Genomic DNA, 19,588 nt, shown 5'->3' with positions numbered 1-19,588 from the left:
ACAGACAAACGGGTGTCCCTCAGCCAGTATTCCGGCTTGAGGGACACCCGTTTTGTTATTATTCAGATTCATTCGTTATGCTGCTGGCAGTTTCAATGTTTGACCTGGATAGATCCAGTGTGGGTTTTTGATCTTGTTCAGCTTTTGCAGCGACTGCCACGTTGTGCCATATTGTTTGGAGATGGAGTACAAGGAATCTCCGGCTTTAACAACATGCACTTTGGCTGGAGCTGGTTTGCTTGGTGTTGGTTTAACCGGTTTTTCCGGTTTTGGTGTTTCTGGTTGTGGCTTGATTGGAGCTGGTGTTTCGGTTACCGGAGCTTCCGGCTTTACTGCAGGTTTATTTGCTTCACTGATTCGGCCATCTGTTTGGATGTTTACAGCACCGAGCTTCTGCATGTAGTTGATCAATGCTTCGTCCAGCGCGCCGTACATACCTGTTGTAGCATATTTATTGAACATCGTGTACTCGTCACCACCAACAGCTGTGAAGTCGTTGGTTGCCAGTGTATACGTAGCTTCCGGATCAAGGGCTTTGTCGCCGATGGTTACGGAATGTACACGGCTACCTTTAGCTGCGGAAGAGTCAATGCTGAATTTGATTCCAGATACTTGCGGGAATCCGCCACTTGGTTCCGGGTAAGAACCTACACCGTTTTCCAGGGCTGCCAGTACATCGGACCCTTTCACTTCAAGGGTTACTACCTGATTACCAAATGGAAGCACTGTGATGATATCGCCTTTAGTTACAATACCTTTTTGGATAGAAGCACGAATACCGCCACCATTCGTCAGTGCGATATCGGCTTTGCTGACATCACGGATCGCATCGGCAAGCAGGTCACCCAGGTTAGTTTCGCCTGCACGTACCTGTTCACGTTTACCATCCAGCAGGATTGCTGTATTGGCTACTTCTTCTTTCAAAATAGGCTCTTGTTCTTTTTGAATGGAGTTCACGAGAGCCGCGACTTTTTCATTTGGTTTGATGTCTTTGGCTTCCGTTTCATCAATCAATGTTGCTTGTTTCTTCGTTACTTTGCCACCGTCTACCCACAGATCGATGACACCTACATAGTTGGTGTATTCTCCTGCACTTGCGATCAATGTTCCGTGATCGGATACAAGTCCATCTTGCAGCACGGTGTGGCTGTGACCATCAATGAATACATCAATGCCTGGAACTTCTTTAACCACTTTGAAACTAGTGTCCGTGCTGGACGCGTCTTGTCCAAGGTGTCCCAATACAACAACAACATCTACTTTGCTGCGGATTTCGTTCACCAGAACTTTAGCTTCCGCAGATGGATCCGTAATATCAAGGCCTGCTACGTTTTTTGGATTGGTTTTGTACAACGTTTCCGGTGTAGTCAGGGCGATAATACCCATTTTCACGCCATCCACTTCTTTAATGAGATAAGGATCGAAGAGACGTGTTCCGTCCTTTTTCTTCACGTTGGCACTCAGCATGGGGAAATTCATCATGTCCGCCAGTTCGATCAGGCGATCCGAGCCATAGTTGAATTCGTGGTTACCCGGAACAATCGCTTGGTAACCCATTTCATTCATGACTTTCACGATGCTCTCACCGTTAACGAGCGTGGCAAACGTTGTACCATGCACAGCATCTCCAGCATCAAGTAAAAGCGTGTTCGGGTTCTCGCTGCGGTATTTGTCCGCAATTCCAGCAACTTTAGCGAAACCCATAGCAGGTGAGGACTCAACTGCGCGTGCATGCGTATCATTCGTATGTAGTATGGTGATGTGTTTGCCCGTGCCCGGAGTGGTGTCCGTTGCAGCCGCGGCAATACCTACACTGCCAAACAGCAAACAGACCGTTAGCAGAAGTGAAACGTAATTCTTCCAGATTTTCATATGAATAAATAACCTCCCAAAATAATAATCGACTTGAGCATTTGCATAGCCCATGTAGTATTTTAACAGACTATTATGTGGAAATCTCGCGATTTACGTAAAAATAAGTAACCTGAAAGTGACATGTGAATCTTCTAATGGAAAATAGAGTGGGAATAACCCTTCGAAAGAACATATGTTCTTAAATGGTGTAAAAAAAATGCTGCGCTTCACGTGGCAGTCCGGTACGTAAACAGAATTTCTCCAGAGATTCATCCGGTTCAGGCATTACCCCGGACGTTAACAACTGAATGGCAAAACGGTTAGCCTGTCTTTCCAGTTTACCTGGAGCAAAATAGGAATGCTCCTCCAGAAAGAAACGATTGATTCCTTTGTGAAGGCGGTCATGGCCAAGCTCATGGGCGCATACGAATCGCTGCCATTCCGGCGGCAAATCATTATGTATGACGATAAACCTGCGCCGGAGCTTGCGAAAGTACAGTCCTTTGGTGGACTTTCCCAGATTGGTAAAACGAATCTGTATTCCAACCGCACGGGCAATGCTGAAAGGACAGTTGGTCCGGTGTTTTCGAATCAGCTTTATTACGATGTCATCCATATGGTTTCACCTACGGCTTCATTAAATTCAATTCTTCTTGCGTCATGGGCGCTTATCCGAGTCGTCTGTCTTTTTGCGTTTGTTCATCTGTTTGGCTTCCCAGAACAGGCCTGTCAGCACATCCTTGATTCGTTTCTTGTCATCTTCATCCAGTGGAATGCCGTCGAACATCAGATCATCTTCATCTTCGAGCATCTTTTTGAAATCACGGCGGTCTTTGTATGTCGCCCATTCCGGTACGTCCTGAAGTTCAGCGGAGCTTCCTGGTTCAATATAGCCAGCCTGCTTCATCATATCGGTATAGGGAACCGAAAGCGCATCCGATATTTTGCGGATGGTGGCTGGTTTGGGCACACCGCGTACTCCATTCTCAATGCGCGAAATCTGTGAGTTGCTTATTCCTGCTGCTTCAGCGAGCTGATTGATGCTGTAACCCTGTTGCTCGCGCAGTTGTTTCATATAAGGACCAAAAGCGTTCTCCACAATGTATGCCAACTCCTTTGATTCGTATAAGTGATTGAAATTATAAATGAAGAGAACCCGTGTTTGCACAGGCCACTCCGATGGCAGAACAACCCTCCGATCGCTGTTATCCCCGAATTTCTTGAATTTATTTCTTAATAGGTAGAATTTCGGTGATAAAGGCGAACGCTTCGCTTCTTCAGGTTTTTTCTGCCCTCTCCGTTAACGTGCATGTCTAATCCAGATCTTAAATTATAAACATCAAATGACTTATACGAGAATCATAATTAAACAGTACTATATCGTATATATACCATTAGGTAAAGAGATATGAAACAATTATGCCAAAAGGCATAGGAAATGAGAGCGAAGGTTTAATTTTATCGTCAAAACGAACCAAAATGAAGGTTTACTCCGATCTCCAGAAAGTGGTATCCTCAAATAGAAATACGAACAATATACGAACAAAATGTAAAGTTAAGGCGGACATGTATTCTGTTATCGCCTTCTGAAAAGTGGAATTGACCCGGATTATAGCGGTTTGAAGTGATTCCAAAAGGCAACAGGGGAAAATTGAACAAGTCGTTATTATTTCAGAGAACGGGACAATTCTATTAAAAAGAGTATTTTCTATTATTCCAAGGATGAGATGAATACGAGATTACTTGTATAGAGGGAGTTTTAAGTCTCGCAGGAACGAAGAGGATCGAAACATGCTAGAAAAGCGAAGCGAGTAGGCTTTCATTTTATAACTTTGGTTAAGGAGGAGAATGAATATGGAATTGATGCTGCCCGAATTGGACCGACGCAAAACGCAAACGGCTGTTGAAGCTGCGCTGGAAAAATACCGGATCTATAGAACCATTGCATTTGAAGAACGAGAGGTTATGGTGACGGCAAGTTATGCCGAGCGTTTCCATGGTGCAACCAATGTGACAGGGGATTCCACGGCGAGAACGGCGATTTTCAATGTGGACGTGCAGCGTGCGCGTCAGGCATACTGCGATACGATTGATTTTATTGTGTCCCGGCTGAGTGAGAAGGAGCGCGTACTCGTATGTGAGCGGTACTTGAAGGATGATGATGTGTTTGACTATAAAGTGTATAACCATGTGTTTGATCCACCTGTTAGCAAGGATACGTACACGAAGATTCGTACCCGTGCCTTCTACAAAATGGCACTGGCTCTGTCGGACCGTGGTTTGATTAATATGGAGCCTCTATCTGTGTCGCGGAAAGAGCGGCAGAAGCTGGGTTAAGAGATCTGTGCAATCTGTGCAAGAAGTTGATCCTTTAATATCCACAGTGGATTGGTTACAATAGTTGGACAAACCACAGTTGGCATTAGGTCGTGTCTGAAAACTCGCTGAAGTGCATCTTTTACCGCCTTTTCGCCCCCTGCTGCGTCACTTTCCCTTGACGTGCCCCGGCACGCCTGCGAAAAATTTCCTTGCTTGGAACGAAAATTAGGCAAAATCTGCTTCCTTCGGAGTTTCCAGACACGCCCTAGTCAAAGGAGAGTAATCTGCCATGTCGGAAGAATTTGGAATGCAGGAAATGGTTACCCTGAAAACGATTGCGGAAACGCTCAATACGTCCAATGATCTGAGCTTGATGTTGGATACGGTGGTCGGCAAATTGCTGGAATTGACCGGATTAACTGCCGGCTGGGTGTTTCTCATTAATGAACGCGGGGACTATACCTGTGTCTCCAATTATAACTTGCCGCCTGCCTTACAGCATAAAGACAAAGAGCCGATGCGAACGGGTACCTGCTGGTGTGTGAATCGCTTCAAGGACGGACGATTGAATCATGCAGTGAACATCATTAACTGTAAACGGCTGGAGAACGCTGTGGACTTTCAATGGGGAGATACCCAGGGTATCACTCATCATGCTACAGTTCCACTGCGGTCAGGTGATAAGATGCTGGGGCTACTTAATGTTGCTGCACCTGCCAAGGCACATTTCAGTGACAGCGAACTAGCGCTGTTGCAAAGTGTTGCGTACCAGATCGGAAGCGCAATGGAGCGAATGCGATTGTATCGCACAGAGCAACGACGAGCCGATCTGTATGTCAAGCTGGGGGAGTTCAGCACAGCTTTGGGCCATGCAGTCAACGAGTGCGGTAATGCAGAAGCTTTTTCCGAAACGGTTGTGGAATTGCTTGGGCAGCATTATGACTGGCCTTTGGCTGCAATCATTCAGCAGAGCAGTGGTGCATTTACGGTGCAGGCTACTTATGCAGATGGCAGGGTTCGAACGTCATTAAGTAAGCCGTTATCATCGAAAGTGGCAGATCAGATGAACCGTGTGATTGATAGTCATCGTGCTGCATCCCTGTCGGCGACAGAAAGGACAGAGATCTTCACGCTGTGCGAACCGGACAAGACTATGCATTCCCTAACTTCGGGAATGGCAGCTCCTCTTCCGTATCATATGCCAGGGGAAGCAGGGATTCTGGTGATTGGCATGGAATCCTATGACTCTGCGCACTCAGATCGTGAGGTGCTGGAGGCACTAGCCGAGCATATTACGGCCTCGTGGGAGAGTCTCAAGCTGGCGGAGAATCGCCGCGAACTGGCACGACTGGAAGAGAGAAACCGGTTGGCCCGGGATTTGCATGATTCAGTCAATCAGATTCTATTTTCCCTATCGTTAACGGCCAAAGGTGCGGAGAGCATGTTATCTGCTTCCGAACAGGTACACCCCGCAGCGGATGTCATGAAGGATATTCGGGCCTTGTCTCAGGAGGCTCTGAAGGAAATGCGCGCATTAATTATGCAACTTCGTCCAGCGGGACTGGAAGCAGGATTGCTTCATGCGCTACAGGAATATGGCACAAGTCAAGGGCTTCAAGTGATGGTGGATCGGACAGGAATGCGGTCTTTGCCACGTAATATAGAAGAAGGATGTTGGCGAATCGGACAGGAAGCGCTCAATAATATACGTAAACACGCCGGGGTTACTTCAGCGAATATCTCCCTCAAATTAAGTGATCATGAAGTGGCACTCACCGTCTCGGATCAGGGAAAGGGAGGTGCCAAACGGCGTAAAGCATCGCCTGGAGGTTCACTTGGGCTGTCCATTATGAAGGAACGGGCAGAATCGCTCGGAGGCCATTTTGAGATAGTTAGTTTCTCCCGCAAGGGAACGACAGTAACGGCAGTCATTCCACTTCCGTTCGGATCTGTATGAAGTCAGGGGGAAGAAGAGTTGCCAATTACAATTTTGCTCGCGGATGATCATGCGATGGTGAGACGAGGGCTGCACGTTTTTCTGACCACGCAACAAGACATGATAGTGAAGGGCGAAGCATCGAACGGGCAGGAAGCTCTGGAGCAGGCGGAAGCGCTCAAACCGGACGTGGTATTAATGGATTTACACATGCCAGTCATGGACGGAGTTGAGACAGCCAGACGCTTGCGTACGTTAATGCCAGACACGCGGATCATTGTGCTTACTTCGTTTTCTGATCAGGATCATGTCGTACCTGCTGTTCGTGCAGGAGTCAAAGGATATCTGCTCAAGGATATTGAACCGGAGGATCTGGCAGGAGCGATCCGCAATGTGCATGCGGGTCAGGTGGAGTTGCATCCTGCGGCTGCAGGCCAATTGATGCATGTGATGGCTTCATGCGATTGGTCGATGAATGAACAGCAATCTGAGCATACACCGACCAATCGGTCAACGGACAGCCAACATCAGGACCCAAAGCAGGTTGGAAAATCAACTGAAGCATCCCTTAGTGGTCCAGATATGCTTACCCGTCGTGAACAAGAGGTCTTGAGCCTGATTGCTCAAGGACTAAGTAACAAGGAAATCGCGGTTCAACTGGTTATTACGGAGAAAACGGTCAAAACCCATGTCAGTCATCTGCTGGACAAATTGGGGCTGGCGGATCGTACGCAAGCGGCTCTTCATGCCGTAAGAAACGGCTGGGTCGTCTGACCATTTTCGACATAATTTCATACGTAAGTCGTATAAACTCAACCTAAAGGTTGAGTTTTTTGGTGCTTCAAGTTAAGTCTATCTGCTGACGAATTAGCAACGGAAGAAAGGTAAGATAAAGATAGCACAAGACAGATCGTGGAGGAACATGAGCGTTATTAACCATAAAAGAATCAGGAGAGTGATAGGATGAATATCGTTATTTTGGCAGGCAGTAATCGCAACAATGCAACCAGTACGCGTTTGGGAGAGTATGCTGTGGAGATTATTCGGGGACAGGGACATCAGGCCAGCCTGTTTGATCTGTATCAGACGCCACTTCCATTCTACGCACCAGATGATAAACAGGCGGACCATGAACATCTGGCAGACCTGAATACACGTATGCTCGCGGCTGATGCGATCATCCTGTCTACGCCAGAGTACCACGGCAGTATTAGCGGTGTGCTCAAAAATGCACTGGATCACCTGAGCCAGGCTCATTTCAGTGGCAAGCCCGTCCTGTCCATCAGCTCATCTGGCGGAGCAGTGGGGGTAAGTTCTCTTTTACAACTGCAAGCGATTGTTCGCAATCTGCATGGCATCAATGCACAGGAGTGGATTTCCATTGGTGGTGCACAGCGCAGACGATTCGAAGCGACATTTGACGGATACGAAGAGTATGAAGGCAGTCAGGATATCGAGGAACGGGTTAAGCGGGTTCTTGGATCATTTTTGAATCTGGCCCAGACGTTAACGAATGCGCGGAATTCTACCATGAGTTGAGAACCAAGGAAGATAAAATGGGAAAAGGAAAAGAGGTTGAGCATTATGATTACAGGCATATTTGAAACACATCTAAACGTGACGGATCTGGAGAGATCCCATCATTTCTATGAAACGGTCCTGGGTTTACCCCATGCCTATGGGCAGAAAGAACGTGGGAACTCCTTCTACTGGATCGGTGGAAAAGGGAATGCCATGCTGGGATTGTGGCAAAAGGAACCTTCCGAGGTGAAGCGTCAGCACTTTGCTTTTCATGTATCTCTGGAGGATATGAAGCATGCGGTGGCTCACTTGGAGAACAAAGGGATCAAGACACAGAACTTCTTGAATGATGATATCGGAGAACTGTACGTCTTCGGCTGGATGCCTGCGGTATCTGTATATTTTAACGATCCGGATGGTCATTTGCTTGAATTCATCGCCATGCTCCCGGATGAAGCGAAGCCTGAACTTGGCATGGTGCCGTGGAGTCAGTGGGAGGAGATGCAGGAGAAGACCGTATGATGATTGAAGAATTACAGTTATATACAACACGGTTGGAGGACCTCAAGCGTTTTTATCGCGATACGTTGGGCATGAAGGTGTCCGATGCGACGAATCAGGAATTCAACCTGCAGGTTGGAAGGACGAAGATGATATTCAAACCGTGTAAGACGGAGAGTGAGCCTTTCTATCATTTTGCCTGGATGATTCCGACGAATCGATTCAAGCAAGCCAAGCAGTGGGTTACACCACGTGTTACCCTAAGCAGGGATGGGAGTCGGGATGAGACATACTCAACCAATTGGGACTCTCACTCCCTCTATTTTGAAGATCCGGCAGGCAATATTATTGAGCTGATTGCCCATCATACCGTACAGAACGAGAGTGACCATGACCGTGACTTCACCACAGAGGATATATTACAAGTATGTGAGATTGGACTAGTGACGGATGATGTTCTGTCTACGGTGAATGAGCTTCAGCAGTTTGGATTAGCGCGCTGGGGTGAGGGTAGTGATACCTTTGCTCCTGTAGGGGATGTGCACGGTCTGTTTATTGTAGTCAAGAAGGAACGGACGTGGTTTTTCTCTAAGCAAAAGGCACAGATCTATCCGCTGGAAGTGTCCATCCGTGACGTAGGCAAGCTTCGAATCGGCTAAACTTTGTATTCCGGGGCTAAACGGGCATATGTGGAGCAATTCCATCATGTTATAGAAGTAAACGCTTTATTGAATCAATCCAGGGTAGTTCATGGGGAGGGTTTATATCATTCGAAGGGTGGTGGCAAGCTTGGATCGACGTTTGTTGGAAGAAGGACTCGCAATTATTGTTTCCAGTCGGGAACGTACAGGAGATCTGTGGCATGCCCATTATGGGGCGGGTGCGATTGCGGCATACTTTTGGGTACGGGAAAATCGTCTCACTGCCCTTGCCGCCGGCAGTGTTACCGCCGAAGCCAAAGCCATGCTTCGCCAGCATGGAATCAGCTCTGGTCAGACCTCTTTCGAAGGTGAGATGATGCCCAGGGAAGATGCCGAAGCGCGTATTACGGACGCATTGCATCGAACCATTGGAGAGCTGTACTGGGTTGGACACCAGGCCATCTATGGGGCAATCAGCCTGAAAGCCATTCGCGAACTGGATGGATGGGGCACGGCGGAGGATGTGGATCGGCTAGTTCAACTGATCGATTCATTCGATCGAACGATTCCAGGGAGATCCTGGATGAACACGACCATGAAAGAAATCCGCAGCCTGAAGCCGGAAAAGAAAGATGGATTTCCCGAAATCGAATTGCCAGCGCAACTATCACGCCTGATTCTGGATGAGCTTGGTGCATTCCGAACCATATATCACGCGGAAGCGCACCATGATCTGATCGGTCATATGCTGACTTATGGACATGCGCTTAACATATTATATGAACTGGGTTACCCGGCTTTGTTCCACAGAGGCATCCCGCCGTTTCTGACGATGGTGAAGGCGCTGCGGTTAACCCGAGATGTGGACATGGAATTAGAGGTGCCGACACTGCAATCACCCGTAGACCAGATGCCATTGACACGGGCGGAACGGTCGGTGGCGCTCCCCCATGAATTGAAATATTGGCTTACCGACAGACGTTCCTGTGATTGGAACGGAGGCCATGTATTCAAATTCCCGTTCAGCTTCTATCACCATGCGAAGAACGGGGAGCCATTACCACAGATCTGGGAGAATTTTCGTTATATCATCGCATAGATACAAATGATCATATGAAAGGACAATGACAAGCACTTGCCGAAGCAGGCAGGTGCTTTTTTTATGGATGTTCGAGGGTGTGCTTTATTCAGATTAAAACCGACAATTAAACGCCATCGAGACAACTACAAACAGGCGTAATTCATACCGGTTACCGTCAGCGTGAACAGAAAAAGAAGGTAAGATTGTATTATCGATCAGTAGCAAGGAAAGCGTCCCGACAGCTCATACGCTAAAGTACAGACCGGCCATGGGGCCAGTTATTTAAATTCGGTGATTGCCGCCTTGCCCTGATCGGGTATTAAAGACTAAACCGATAACAGGAGGCTACGTGATATGAAAACAGTATTGTATGTTCCACTGGATGATCGTCCAGCGAATCTGGATGACGTTATTGTACAAGGGAAAGCAGCCGGTATCCATATCGTTACACCGAACCTGAAGGATATTAAGAATCGCCTGGATACGGAGAAAACGACAGATGATACACTGCTGCTGGGCACCTCTACGCCGGTGTATGGCAAACCGTCCAACATTCATACCTTTATTCTGAAACATGCGCCCAAAGTTGACGGGTTCATTATCTCATCCGATATGCTCGCCTATGGAGGTCTGATTGGCAGTCGAGAGCTCCGTGAAGACGGAGGCGGCGATTACCCTGAATACGATGAGGAAACGACTCGTCTGTTGGATGTAATCCGAGTCATTAAACTGAAATATCCACGCAAACCGGTATACGTGATGGATACGATTATGCGTCTTGCCACGACCTCGTTTGCCGATGGATTGGCACTGGATGCATATAATGAATCTCGTGCATTGATGCAACAGCCACGTCAGACGTACACCGCTTTTGAGGATATTATCGAAGGTTATAACCTGTCCCCGGATGGGGTGGAATATGGGGCAACGACCTATTTTGATAAAGAAAAGTATTACAATACCAGACAGCATAAATTCAAAACGAATCTGTACATTCTGGATCAACTGGCTCGCACAGGTTATATCGATTTCCTCGCGGTTGGAGTCGACGATGCTAACACGCAGGGTGTTCAGATTAATGAGATCAAATATGTGGAAGCTCGAATTAATGAATGGCTAGGTGGTACAGATGGACAAAATCCGGATCGTGCCATTATCCTACCGGATGCAGATGGTCTGGGCCACGCATTGGTCGCTCGTATGGCGAATCAATTACTTCGAGGCGGGAGCAAAACACGTTACGCGGTGAAGTATTATGGTCCTCATGGCTCGACAATTGTGAATACGTATGAATATATGGATGTACATGAGAATGTGGTTCGTCACGTGGATATTGTAGGGGGTGTGCTTGTAGCGGACTCGGCATATCCTGAACCGGAAGTGGGTACGGGTGCGAATTCAGAACCTGCTATGGGAAATGAACAGATGGTGGCTGGATCAACCGAAGAGGTTGCCTTGTTCGATATCACCTCCGAGTTGGATCGCATGACGAAGCGTCACCCAAGTCAAGCTGGTGCTGTAACAGGCATCGACATCGAGATTATTGCGATTACGGCTCTGGAGCAGGTGCAGGCTGCCTTGGAGAGATTGACGCTGAATAGCGAGCAAGGTCTGCCGACGGTGCTGATTGATTTTGTGGGTAAAGGACCAGCCAACGTCGATGTTGCTGAAGCGTTGCTGAATAGTCCATATACTGGATGGGTTCTGGGTTATAGTGCGTGGAATACGCCGGGGAACAAAATCGGTATGGCGGTAGGTATGGGACAGTCGAGGTATGCGTTGATTACGACAGAAACGCATGTTCATATGCTGCGAGATGCCATGAATGCGCATGCTTCACTGTTGTTCAAACGTTTCCTGAAGGATTATTACTACAAAGCGGTAGCAATTGCAGATATCCGCACATATTCCCGAGCCCATGCGCTCTATACTAACGTGGCTACCCTTTCGGATCAAAATATGTTGCTGTTCAACTCAGAGGAAGGCTATGCTCATTTGCAAACATTACTTCGTGACTTGATGCAGACTTATACCACGGCACTTGCGAATAAAACAGCCTTCCAGACAGGCAATGTGGCTATCAAGCAGATCTGTGATGACGAATTGTCTTATGCGACGTATGGTAGTGCGCTGCTGGAATATGGGAATCCTGATTTCATTTGGGGGCGTGCATTTGAGATTACGTTGAACCCGCAGGTTAATTTTAATATTGTGTAAAAGATTGCCTCAGATATGCAGCCTATAAGCCATGACCGCTTCCTTTAAACGTTGGCTTAGGCCAGCACTAGAAGAAGGTATGGTGTGGAATGGATCGGAATCAGTTAAGGGGATCGGATCAGGTGATCATTACGATCCCCTTAACATTACGTTTAACTTGCAACGCTACCCTATTGCACTTGCTAACTTATCAAGTGCAATGTACTCCTTATTCGAAAGTTCTTCAATCATTGAAGTCAGTTTGGGTATATTGAGTGAGTGTTCGTTGATTATCATTTGTTTAAGCGTATTGTTTCGAAGAGAACGAGCCTTTAGTTCAATATCCTCAAATAGGTTGTAAAACAGACTGCCATCAATTAATCCAAGTTTATGTAAATAATGAATTCGCTTGGTCATTAACGTCTTATGCTCAGATAACATATGTAATGCTCTTATATATTGATGATCGGCACGAACAGATTCAATTAATTTGTTATAAATGTGGATACCAAATACAGGGTCCAGACTGCCGTGCAGACATTGCTCTTCTGCTGGAATGCCTTCAATGACTTCAAAGTATGCAGCACTATTCGTAGAATTAAGATAATGTTTCAGTGAGATTTTGAAAAACTCCAAATTGAAACGATAGGACTTGAACGAATTCATGGAGATAAGTTGTATACCAAATACATTATCCCAGCAGTCCTCTTTATAGTTGATATGTTCATTGACTGCTTGCTCAATCTCATAAAAGGATCCCTTTGTTTTCTTATATTTGGGCAACGGGTCAGGAAAAAAATCTGCGATATTAAATTCTTGATTATCCCGATCATAACCGTATATGAATAAATCATGAGGTGCACTTTCTTCAGTTCTATAGGCTTTAATATGTTGTTTATCGATAAGAACATAAATGTAGTTACCATTATTAATTGACTCTATGAAGAAATCGGTAACATTTAACTTGAGCAATTGGATCATTTCTTTTTGCATACTGTGAATATTTAACAACGGATGGTACTCTCTCATTAATGGCTGGTAGAACTCCAAGTGGAAAGTATCCGGTTGGTAGGAATCAAACCTTAGTTGCATGTGATTCGTAAATAACCATTCATGGTAGGAAGGGTGATTGGGAAGAATAGAGTGCATATTAGCATGAATCGGATAACCTTGAATTACAGGTGAATGCATAATAAGTTCTTTTTTCATAATCAATATCTCACTCTCTACATGGGATAGTTAACTTTTAGCGCACCACAAACGCCTTTCTTAATGCTTCACACTTCGTCTAATTACGTACAGCCTATATACGAAGGATATTACATCTGCAATAAAATGTAAATAAATAACATTGTTTTGATATCGATATAAAAGTGAGAACAGGTGTCGTCTTTTTTCCACCCGAACGTCTCCCTTAATCGCACCGAAGTCGTACGGAACACCATCCGCGCTGTGAATGAAAGGGTGTAAGATTGTATTATCGGGTCAATAGCAAGGGACGCACCGAAAGCACATACGCTAAAGTACAGACCGGCCAAGGGGCCGGTCTTTTTGATGCGGTGAAACAGTCCCTGCCTTGGTTCGATAACCATTCAGACTCTGTGTTAAAAGGGGGAGTCTACTGCTGCTTGCGTGTCGCTGCAACATGCGGGGCAGACCTCAAACATGCAGCCAAAGGGGGAGAAATGAATGTGTCTATGAGAAATGAGATCAACGATGTCCCCAGCACCAACACATGGAGTACGCTCATCCGAAAGACGCTGAAGCAGAAGCTCTCAGCACTTGTTCCAGATTGGGCCGGTCGTGTACAGGATGTACCTTCACTGGGCGAAGTGCTAAGTGGACCATGCGCGGTTATTACTTTTGCCGAAGAAGTGCCAAAGTCTGGCTGGGTTGGATACCGACGGATCATTAAAATCTCACCATATGCTCGTCCGGAAGATGGGGGCGCTGAACAAGTGGAAGCTTGGTCGGCTGAACTAATCAAAGGGTTGCATCAGATCCGGCTGGAGGACGATGAAGGTGCCGCATTCACCTGTCTCTATCTGGGTTCTTCGGACAGTGATCGGGTGGATGCAGGATCTGGGATGGTTACGCGCAGTCTGAGGTTCGGCGTGTATGTTCCTGAAGAGTGGGCAGATGCTTCTGTGGGGACAGAAGATCCTTGGCTGTCTGCACTTCAAGGCTGGACACAGCACAAACTTGGTGCGAATTGGTCGGTATATGGGGATGTATGGCCTGGGGGATACGATACTCCGTCTGTGTTGTGGCGACTGGCTGGATGCAGCACGTCAGTGGCTGGGACTTCGGCACTGGAGGTTCGACAACAGTGGGTTGGGCATGTGCTCACCGATCATTCGGTGTTAACACGCCAAACGGTAACGCGGTTAGTCGAACAGCTTGCACTTCAATCACGTATCGCGGTCAAGGAAGCCAGCGACCACAACGAAAATAATGAAGGTAACACACGTTATGTGACTGTGGATGAAGTTAAGGCAGATCTGCAGAACGATGCTTATCTGAACGGACAGATTCGACTGACACTACAACAACGGATTCGCCGTCCAGGTTCGAATGTACCTCTGATCCGTGAGATCCACCATAGCAAAGGGATCGAGTAACCGTTAGTTGAGAGGAACTTCCATTACAGGTAGTTCCAGATGATAGCTTAATAATAGCGTTAGCTTCAGATTAGTAAGCTCATACAATAAGAGTCTTAGATGGATAGGGTCAAAAATTCATAGAACAAATCAGAAGCAAGTTGATTAAACGAAGTGTTTCCTAAAAGGTTTTCAGAAAGAAAGCTGCTACGGGAGCATACACTTAAAGTTCATACATTGAGGTGAGATAGCCCATGGCAGGCTCAGTTAAAAAAAGCAAACCGGTTGCCCCGCGGTATACTCGGGCTGAACTGATGAATCATTCGGAAGCCCTCTTTGCCGTTAAGGCAGAGGTGCTGTATGGTGCGCTGTACGAAGCGGCGCAAGAGACGTTTTCCATTGAAGAAACGCAGGAACGAATTAACCAATTTATGAAAGCGAAGGTGAAGGGATAATGGCAGGTGGAACTTGGGAACAAACGAGTCGTCCGGTCCTTCCGGGCTTATATATGAATTTTCAGGCGGCAGCATCCTCGGCCATTCAGGCGGGTACACGGGGAACAGTCGTTGTGCCGGTTAAGGCGAACTGGGGTCCAGTAGGGACTTTTGTTGAAGTGGGGAGTGAAGCAGCGATTGAACGCATTTATGCAGCGAATATGCTGGATAACGGCACAGCCTATACTTCCTTGAAGCTGGCCCTGCTGGGTGGACCGAAGAAGCTGCTTGCTTATCGGGTGGCAAGTGCCAAGGCCCTAACAGCCACGCTTACCTTGAAAGACAGCAGTGATGTTAATGTGCTGCAACTGGATGCGAAGTATCCGGGGGATCGTGCGAACGGGTTCTACGTAACTATCCAACCGGGTGTGATTGATAATACGAAGCATGAAGTACGTCTTTTTGAGGGCAATCGGATGCTGTATGCGCTCCTGACGGCAGATATTACAGCAGCAAATCTGGCTAAAGAGATTAATACGGATGAACGAAATGTGTGGGTAACGGCGCGAGCGATTGGCGATGGTACGGGTGTGGTTGCTACCGTTGCAGGAGCAGCATTCAAAGGCGGCGTAAGTGGCAACGATGATCTAACCAATGCAGAGTATATTGCGTTACAGGGCGCACTGGAAGGGGAGCAATTTGACGTACTGGCTTTGGATCAGGCGGCAGATGCGCCTCTGCTTGCGAGCTTTGCGGCTTGGGTGAAACGTGTACGTAGCGAAGGTAAGCCAGTGATGGCTGTATTTGGCGGCTCCGCAGCGGATGATACATCTGCAACAGCAGCGCAGAAAGCGGCGGCACGTTCGCTTACGCTGAATCATGAGGGTGTCATTAATATCGGTACAGGCGTGCGCCTTGGGGATGCATTCTATAGTTCGGCGGAAACGTCCGCTTATGTTGCAGGACTGATCGCCGGACAACGTCTGAATGAATCGACAACCTATGCAGCTACACCGTTCGATGATGTGACACGTCGCTGGACGCGTGCAGAACAGGAGCAGGCGGTACAAAATGGCGTATTTATTTTCTTCCATGATGGTCGTCAGGTGAAAGCACTTCGCGGTGTAAATACACTCGTTACGCCTGCCGCCGGGCAGAATAATGCGTGGAAAAAAATTCGTTCCATTCGTGTGATGGATGCGATCAACACGGATTTGCAGCGCTCTGCGGAAGATACGTATATCGGTAAAGTCAACAATACTGAAGAAGGTCGTCAGGCACTGATTGGTGCGATGAAGGCTTATTTGGCGCTGCTCGCACAGAGCAATGTCATCGAAGCGGAGGGTTATGACGTTGTTCTCGACCCGGCTTATTATGGTGCTGCACCCGTACTGAAACCGGAGGCGGATCAGGTATTCCTGCAATGGAATGTGAAGCTGACGGATGTGATGGAGCAGTTATTTGGTACATTTTACGTGCAATAAGGTTGTGTGGTAGGAAAGAACTGTTTTCTAGAATAATTACTATACGTTGAATTGATGGTTTACACGATAACGGAGAGGGCAGAAAAAATCTGAAGAAGCAAAGCGATCGGAAGATTGTTCTGACTGCGGAGTTATACCGTGTAATATTTATTAGTTCAACCAACCCAAGGAGGAATATATATGTTGGATGCGTCAAGAGTAATTCTCGGTACCCATGGTCAACTGCATATCGATGGTGTGTGGCAGACGAACATTAACAAGTTGGAAGCGAGTGTGGAGATTGAAAAACGTGAGCTGAATCTGGTCGGTAACGACTGGAAAGTGCACAAAAATGGTGCGAAAAAAGGAACAGGCACAATGACGGGTTACAAAGTCACTTCGGATATGATCCAGCGTGGCTTCACCAAATTCCAGATTATTTCGAAGCTGAACGACCCTGAATCCTATGGTCATGAGAGTGTACTGCTGAAAGGTTGCATGGTGGACAAAATTCAGCTTGCCAACTGGACAGCTGGCGAAGAAGTACCAGAGGAAACAGGCTTTACGTTTGAAGGATTTGAATTGCTGAATCCAATTGTGGCGAACTAAGTTATGAAAAATGGGCACCAATATAGGCCGAGATGATCTCGGTCTCTTTGTTGTCTTAGATGTTTAAGAAGGTATGGCCCCATTTGCGAAATGAGAAGGAGATAACGCCCGATGAGTATGAATGAAAATATGTCCGAAGAACAGATTTTGGATCAGTTGTTTGAAGCAGCAGAACGTTTGCCAGAGGAGAATGTGCGCATTCAGCGTCTGGATCTGCTGTTGACCTTGCGTGGACTGACGTCTTCCAAAGTGGATCACATTCGCGAACGCTGTACGATTCGAAAAACGACCAAAGGCCGCACCGAGGAAAAGGTGGATACCGAAACGTTTAACGCGCTGCTCATTTCCGAAGCAACGGTGAAATTGAAAGTCCGCAGCCTGGAACTGTCCGGCTGGGGAGATACCCGCATTACCGGTCGCATGAAACTGTCTGGTGGTGAACAAGCGGTTCGCCGTATGTTGCTTGCGGGTGAACTGGATGCCGTAGGCGATAAAGTGCTGGAGCTGTCCGGCTTCGGTGTGGAGATTGAAGACCTAAAAAACTGATTCACTCCGGCGGGATGACCACGTTCCTGTATCACATGTGGGTGCGTCATCATCTCCGGCCCGGAGAGTTCTGGTCTTTGCCACGCGGGGAGCGTTCGCTGTTGATTGCGTTCTCGGAAGAGGAAATGTCAGCGATCACTTCGCAAATGAATAGATAACGATATAAGGCAGGAGGTGAAAAAATGGCAGAAATGATTGTAGGTCTATCCAAATCCAATGCGGAAATGCGGACAACCCTTCGTTACCTGGATCAGATCCAGCGCTCAACGGAACGTCTGGGTAGAGTTCGTTATCAGAGTCTGATTAAGGTGAACAATGAGCTGAGAACGACCGGGCGCAGGCTCGAAAGTATCTATAGTACGGCTGTTCGGTTGAGTAGATTGCGGATTACTCCTCAGGTTGATTTACTTGACCGTGCTACGCCAGTATTGAATGGTTTGTTGAAAAAAATGAAACAACTCCGTTCCAAGATGTTGAATGCCACGGCTAGTGTACAACTCAAAGTCAGACACCAAATTTCAGGTGTATCCGTTAATGTGAATTCACAGCCACTGATTGATGCTTTGAATACCAATACCCAATCTATTCATATGCTGAGTACCAAGCTAGACTCTATCAATATTGGAGCGGCACCAGCGGCCGAAGCGAAGCCTAAAACCTTTATGCAAAAGATGAAAGGCATGTTTGATCGAGGTAAATTTATTTCATCTGGAGTGCAAAAGGGATTCGCTGCCAGGAGTAGTGGAAAAAAACTGTGGAAAGAAATCAAAAGACCCTCTACACCTGGTAACGGGTGGAAGAAGGCAATTAAGGTTACGAAACGCGGCGCTACTTTTATGAACGATTTCTCGTCCGCAGGATCTGATTTAATCGGTGGTATCGATGGAATGTGGGGAGACATAAAAGGACTATTTGGTGGCGGAGGTAGTGGAGCAGCAGGAGGGGGTGGCGGCTCAGGAATCATCAATAAACTGGGTGGAGGGGTTGTCAAGGGAGCGGGTAAATTGTTGGCACCGGTTCGTATAATTAGCAACATTAAAGGTCTTGCAAGCGCTCCTCCAGAGGAACGCGCGCGTGCGGTCGGTTCTGTTGCTGGTAATGCAGTAGGGACTGCGATTGGAGGCATTCTTGGCAGTGTGATTCCGATTCCGGTGGTTGGAAACCTTATTGGTAGTGCAGCAGGTGGCTGGCTTGGCGAGAAAGCAGGTGGTTGGGTTGGGGATAAGGTAGGTGGATTTATTCAGAACAATGCGGAGGGTATATCGAAATTGGCGAACACTGCTCTGCTAGGAACGAATATTGTTGTGGAGAAATCGAAGGATATGTTCAATGGCATATCCAGTTTCTTCGGTTTTGGCTCCAAGAAAGAGGAAGACAAGCCTGCGGCATCCGTATCCAAGGCAGCGACGGTGGCTACACCATCTCCAGCTGCAACAGGCCCGCAGATGCCACCTGCCTATATGCCACCGGCACTGACCATGACAGGCCCAGCGGCTTATATGAACAGCAAGGTCGGCCAGCCTACATCTGCTGGATTCATGGGAACAAGCATGATGCAGAACCAAGCAATGGCGCTTGGTAACGGTGCGCAGACGAATGGCAAATCGTCCACGATGACGGTACAAATATCCGAAGACCAGATGAGCAGTCTGTCCGGATACCTCAAAGATTTCAAAACCGAAACCACCAATCAGATTGCGATAAATATTCCACCAGGCGCGGTGCAGGTGACCGTGCGCGAAAATGCGATTGATTACGATGCTGTCACCAAGCAAGTCGGACAACGGATTACGAGCGAGTTCCGCCGTGCCATGGAAAACCGTAAAACCATTATGGCCTAAGCAGAAAGGAGGCCGTTTATGACTGTATTTGAAGATAACGTGGAAG

19 protein-coding genes are annotated in these 19,588 nt (G+C 47.2%); 15 read left to right on the top strand and 4 right to left on the bottom strand.

What is annotated here, in order from left to right; translation table 11 throughout:
- Positions 1-75: 75 nt before the first annotated feature.
- The 3 genes from C0Q44_RS16655 to C0Q44_RS16645 form a co-directional block, all read right to left on the bottom strand.
- A complete protein-coding gene (locus tag C0Q44_RS16655; protein ID WP_105408366.1) occupies positions 76-1,872 on the bottom strand; it encodes a 5'-nucleotidase C-terminal domain-containing protein in 1,797 nt (598 codons plus the stop codon).
- A gap of 181 nt (positions 1,873-2,053) precedes the next feature.
- Positions 2,054-2,470 (bottom strand): ImmA/IrrE family metallo-endopeptidase, encoded by a 417-nt coding sequence (locus C0Q44_RS16650; protein ID WP_105408365.1) that lies wholly within the window; start codon positions 2,468-2,470, stop codon positions 2,054-2,056.
- A gap of 42 nt (positions 2,471-2,512) precedes the next feature.
- The gene (locus tag C0Q44_RS16645; protein ID WP_105408525.1) at positions 2,513-2,956 is read right to left on the bottom strand and encodes a helix-turn-helix domain-containing protein; all 444 of its coding nucleotides are present in this window, start codon (positions 2,954-2,956) and stop codon (positions 2,513-2,515) included.
- A 752-nt stretch (positions 2,957-3,708) separates the two neighbouring features.
- Between C0Q44_RS16645 and C0Q44_RS16640 the strand changes: the two genes are divergently transcribed.
- The 8 genes from C0Q44_RS16640 (at position 3,709) to C0Q44_RS16600 (ending at position 12,070) form a co-directional block, all read left to right on the top strand.
- A complete protein-coding gene (locus tag C0Q44_RS16640; RefSeq protein WP_105408364.1) occupies positions 3,709-4,191 on the top strand; it encodes an ArpU family phage packaging/lysis transcriptional regulator in 483 nt (160 codons plus the stop codon).
- A gap of 271 nt (positions 4,192-4,462) precedes the next feature.
- Positions 4,463-6,130 (top strand): GAF domain-containing sensor histidine kinase, encoded by a 1,668-nt coding sequence (locus C0Q44_RS16630; RefSeq protein WP_105408362.1) that lies wholly within the window; start codon positions 4,463-4,465, stop codon positions 6,128-6,130.
- 18 nt (positions 6,131-6,148) lie between these two features.
- Positions 6,149-6,883: a response regulator gene (locus C0Q44_RS16625; protein ID WP_105408361.1), complete on the top strand. Its 735-nt coding sequence runs from the start codon at positions 6,149-6,151 to the stop codon at positions 6,881-6,883.
- A gap of 189 nt (positions 6,884-7,072) precedes the next feature.
- Complete coding sequence (locus C0Q44_RS16620; protein WP_105408360.1) at positions 7,073-7,648, top strand: NADPH-dependent FMN reductase; 576 nt, start codon at positions 7,073-7,075, stop codon at positions 7,646-7,648.
- A gap of 45 nt (positions 7,649-7,693) precedes the next feature.
- Positions 7,694-8,152, top strand: a complete 459-nt coding sequence (locus tag C0Q44_RS16615; RefSeq protein ID WP_105408359.1) for a VOC family protein — start codon at positions 7,694-7,696, stop codon at positions 8,150-8,152.
- Positions 8,149-8,790: a VOC family protein gene (locus C0Q44_RS16610; RefSeq protein ID WP_105408358.1), complete on the top strand. Its 642-nt coding sequence runs from the start codon at positions 8,149-8,151 to the stop codon at positions 8,788-8,790. Before C0Q44_RS16615 ends, C0Q44_RS16610 begins: the two co-directional genes overlap by 4 nt.
- Positions 8,791-8,911: 121 nt before the next feature.
- Complete coding sequence (locus C0Q44_RS16605; protein WP_374955111.1) at positions 8,912-9,871, top strand: hypothetical protein; 960 nt, start codon at positions 8,912-8,914, stop codon at positions 9,869-9,871.
- 336 nt (positions 9,872-10,207) lie between these two features.
- The gene (locus C0Q44_RS16600) at positions 10,208-12,070 is read left to right on the top strand and encodes a DUF4127 family protein (RefSeq protein WP_105408356.1); all 1,863 of its coding nucleotides are present in this window, start codon (positions 10,208-10,210) and stop codon (positions 12,068-12,070) included.
- A gap of 165 nt (positions 12,071-12,235) precedes the next feature.
- On the opposite strand, the gene C0Q44_RS16595 is transcribed toward C0Q44_RS16600, so the two are convergent.
- Entirely contained in the window at positions 12,236-13,258 is a 1,023-nt protein-coding gene (locus C0Q44_RS16595; protein WP_146113465.1) for a hypothetical protein, read from the bottom strand.
- A 263-nt stretch (positions 13,259-13,521) separates the two neighbouring features.
- Between C0Q44_RS16595 and C0Q44_RS16590 the strand changes: the two genes are divergently transcribed.
- From C0Q44_RS16590 to C0Q44_RS16565, 7 genes are all read left to right on the top strand, one after another.
- Positions 13,522-14,670 carry a hypothetical protein gene (locus C0Q44_RS16590; RefSeq protein ID WP_146113464.1) on the top strand — a complete coding sequence of 383 codons (1,149 nt, stop codon included), beginning with the start codon at positions 13,522-13,524 and terminating at the stop codon, positions 14,668-14,670.
- 233 nt (positions 14,671-14,903) lie between these two features.
- Entirely contained in the window at positions 14,904-15,104 is a 201-nt protein-coding gene (locus C0Q44_RS16585) for a YqzN/YkzM domain-containing protein (protein ID WP_105408353.1), read from the top strand.
- A complete protein-coding gene (locus tag C0Q44_RS16580) occupies positions 15,104-16,567 on the top strand; it encodes a phage tail sheath subtilisin-like domain-containing protein (RefSeq protein ID WP_105408352.1) in 1,464 nt (487 codons plus the stop codon). Before C0Q44_RS16585 ends, C0Q44_RS16580 begins: the two co-directional genes overlap by 1 nt.
- 180 nt (positions 16,568-16,747) lie before the next feature.
- On the top strand, positions 16,748-17,155 hold the full coding sequence (locus C0Q44_RS16575) for a phage tail tube protein (protein WP_062323853.1): 408 nt from the start codon (positions 16,748-16,750) through the stop codon (positions 17,153-17,155).
- Between the two features lie 111 nt (positions 17,156-17,266).
- Entirely contained in the window at positions 17,267-17,701 is a 435-nt protein-coding gene (locus C0Q44_RS16570) for a phage tail assembly chaperone (protein ID WP_017690174.1), read from the top strand.
- A 14-nt stretch (positions 17,702-17,715) separates the two neighbouring features.
- Positions 17,716-17,859: a hypothetical protein gene (locus C0Q44_RS30245; RefSeq protein WP_181151033.1), complete on the top strand. Its 144-nt coding sequence runs from the start codon at positions 17,716-17,718 to the stop codon at positions 17,857-17,859.
- A 24-nt stretch (positions 17,860-17,883) separates the two neighbouring features.
- Positions 17,884-19,542, top strand: a complete 1,659-nt coding sequence (locus tag C0Q44_RS16565) for a tape measure protein (RefSeq protein ID WP_105408351.1) — start codon at positions 17,884-17,886, stop codon at positions 19,540-19,542.
- Positions 19,543-19,588: the final 46 nt, after the last annotated feature.

The organism is Paenibacillus sp. PCH8 (assembly GCF_002968835.1).
Classification (GTDB): Bacteria; Bacillota; Bacilli; order Paenibacillales; family Paenibacillaceae; genus Paenibacillus.
Note: the sequence above shows the minus strand (reverse complement) of the source record. Positions and strands in the feature narration are given on the sequence as shown.

Bases quoted from the DNA above. Each gene is read 5' to 3' on its own strand.
- C0Q44_RS16595 (WP_146113465.1), bottom strand. From the start codon at position 13,258: ATGAAAAAAGAACTTATTATGCATTCACCTGTAATTCAAGGTTATCCG.
- C0Q44_RS16600 (WP_105408356.1), top strand. From the start codon at position 10,208: ATGAAAACAGTATTGTATGTTCCACTGGATGATCGTCCAGCGAATCTG.
- C0Q44_RS16565 (WP_105408351.1), top strand. From the start codon at position 17,884: ATGGCAGAAATGATTGTAGGTCTATCCAAATCCAATGCGGAAATGCGG.
- C0Q44_RS16640 (WP_105408364.1), top strand. From the start codon at position 3,709: ATGGAATTGATGCTGCCCGAATTGGACCGACGCAAAACGCAAACGGCT.
- C0Q44_RS16585 (WP_105408353.1), top strand. From the start codon at position 14,904: ATGGCAGGCTCAGTTAAAAAAAGCAAACCGGTTGCCCCGCGGTATACT.
- C0Q44_RS16580 (WP_105408352.1), top strand. From the start codon at position 15,104: ATGGCAGGTGGAACTTGGGAACAAACGAGTCGTCCGGTCCTTCCGGGC.
- C0Q44_RS16570 (WP_017690174.1), top strand. From the start codon at position 17,267: ATGAGTATGAATGAAAATATGTCCGAAGAACAGATTTTGGATCAGTTG.
- C0Q44_RS16610 (WP_105408358.1), top strand. From the start codon at position 8,149: ATGATGATTGAAGAATTACAGTTATATACAACACGGTTGGAGGACCTC.
- C0Q44_RS16620 (WP_105408360.1), top strand. From the start codon at position 7,073: ATGAATATCGTTATTTTGGCAGGCAGTAATCGCAACAATGCAACCAGT.
- C0Q44_RS16575 (WP_062323853.1), top strand. From the start codon at position 16,748: ATGTTGGATGCGTCAAGAGTAATTCTCGGTACCCATGGTCAACTGCAT.
- C0Q44_RS30245 (WP_181151033.1), top strand. From the start codon at position 17,716: ATGACCACGTTCCTGTATCACATGTGGGTGCGTCATCATCTCCGGCCC.
- C0Q44_RS16630 (WP_105408362.1), top strand. From the start codon at position 4,463: ATGTCGGAAGAATTTGGAATGCAGGAAATGGTTACCCTGAAAACGATT.
- C0Q44_RS16650 (WP_105408365.1), bottom strand. From the start codon at position 2,470: ATGGATGACATCGTAATAAAGCTGATTCGAAAACACCGGACCAACTGT.
- C0Q44_RS16655 (WP_105408366.1), bottom strand. From the start codon at position 1,872: ATGAAAATCTGGAAGAATTACGTTTCACTTCTGCTAACGGTCTGTTTG.
- C0Q44_RS16615 (WP_105408359.1), top strand. From the start codon at position 7,694: ATGATTACAGGCATATTTGAAACACATCTAAACGTGACGGATCTGGAG.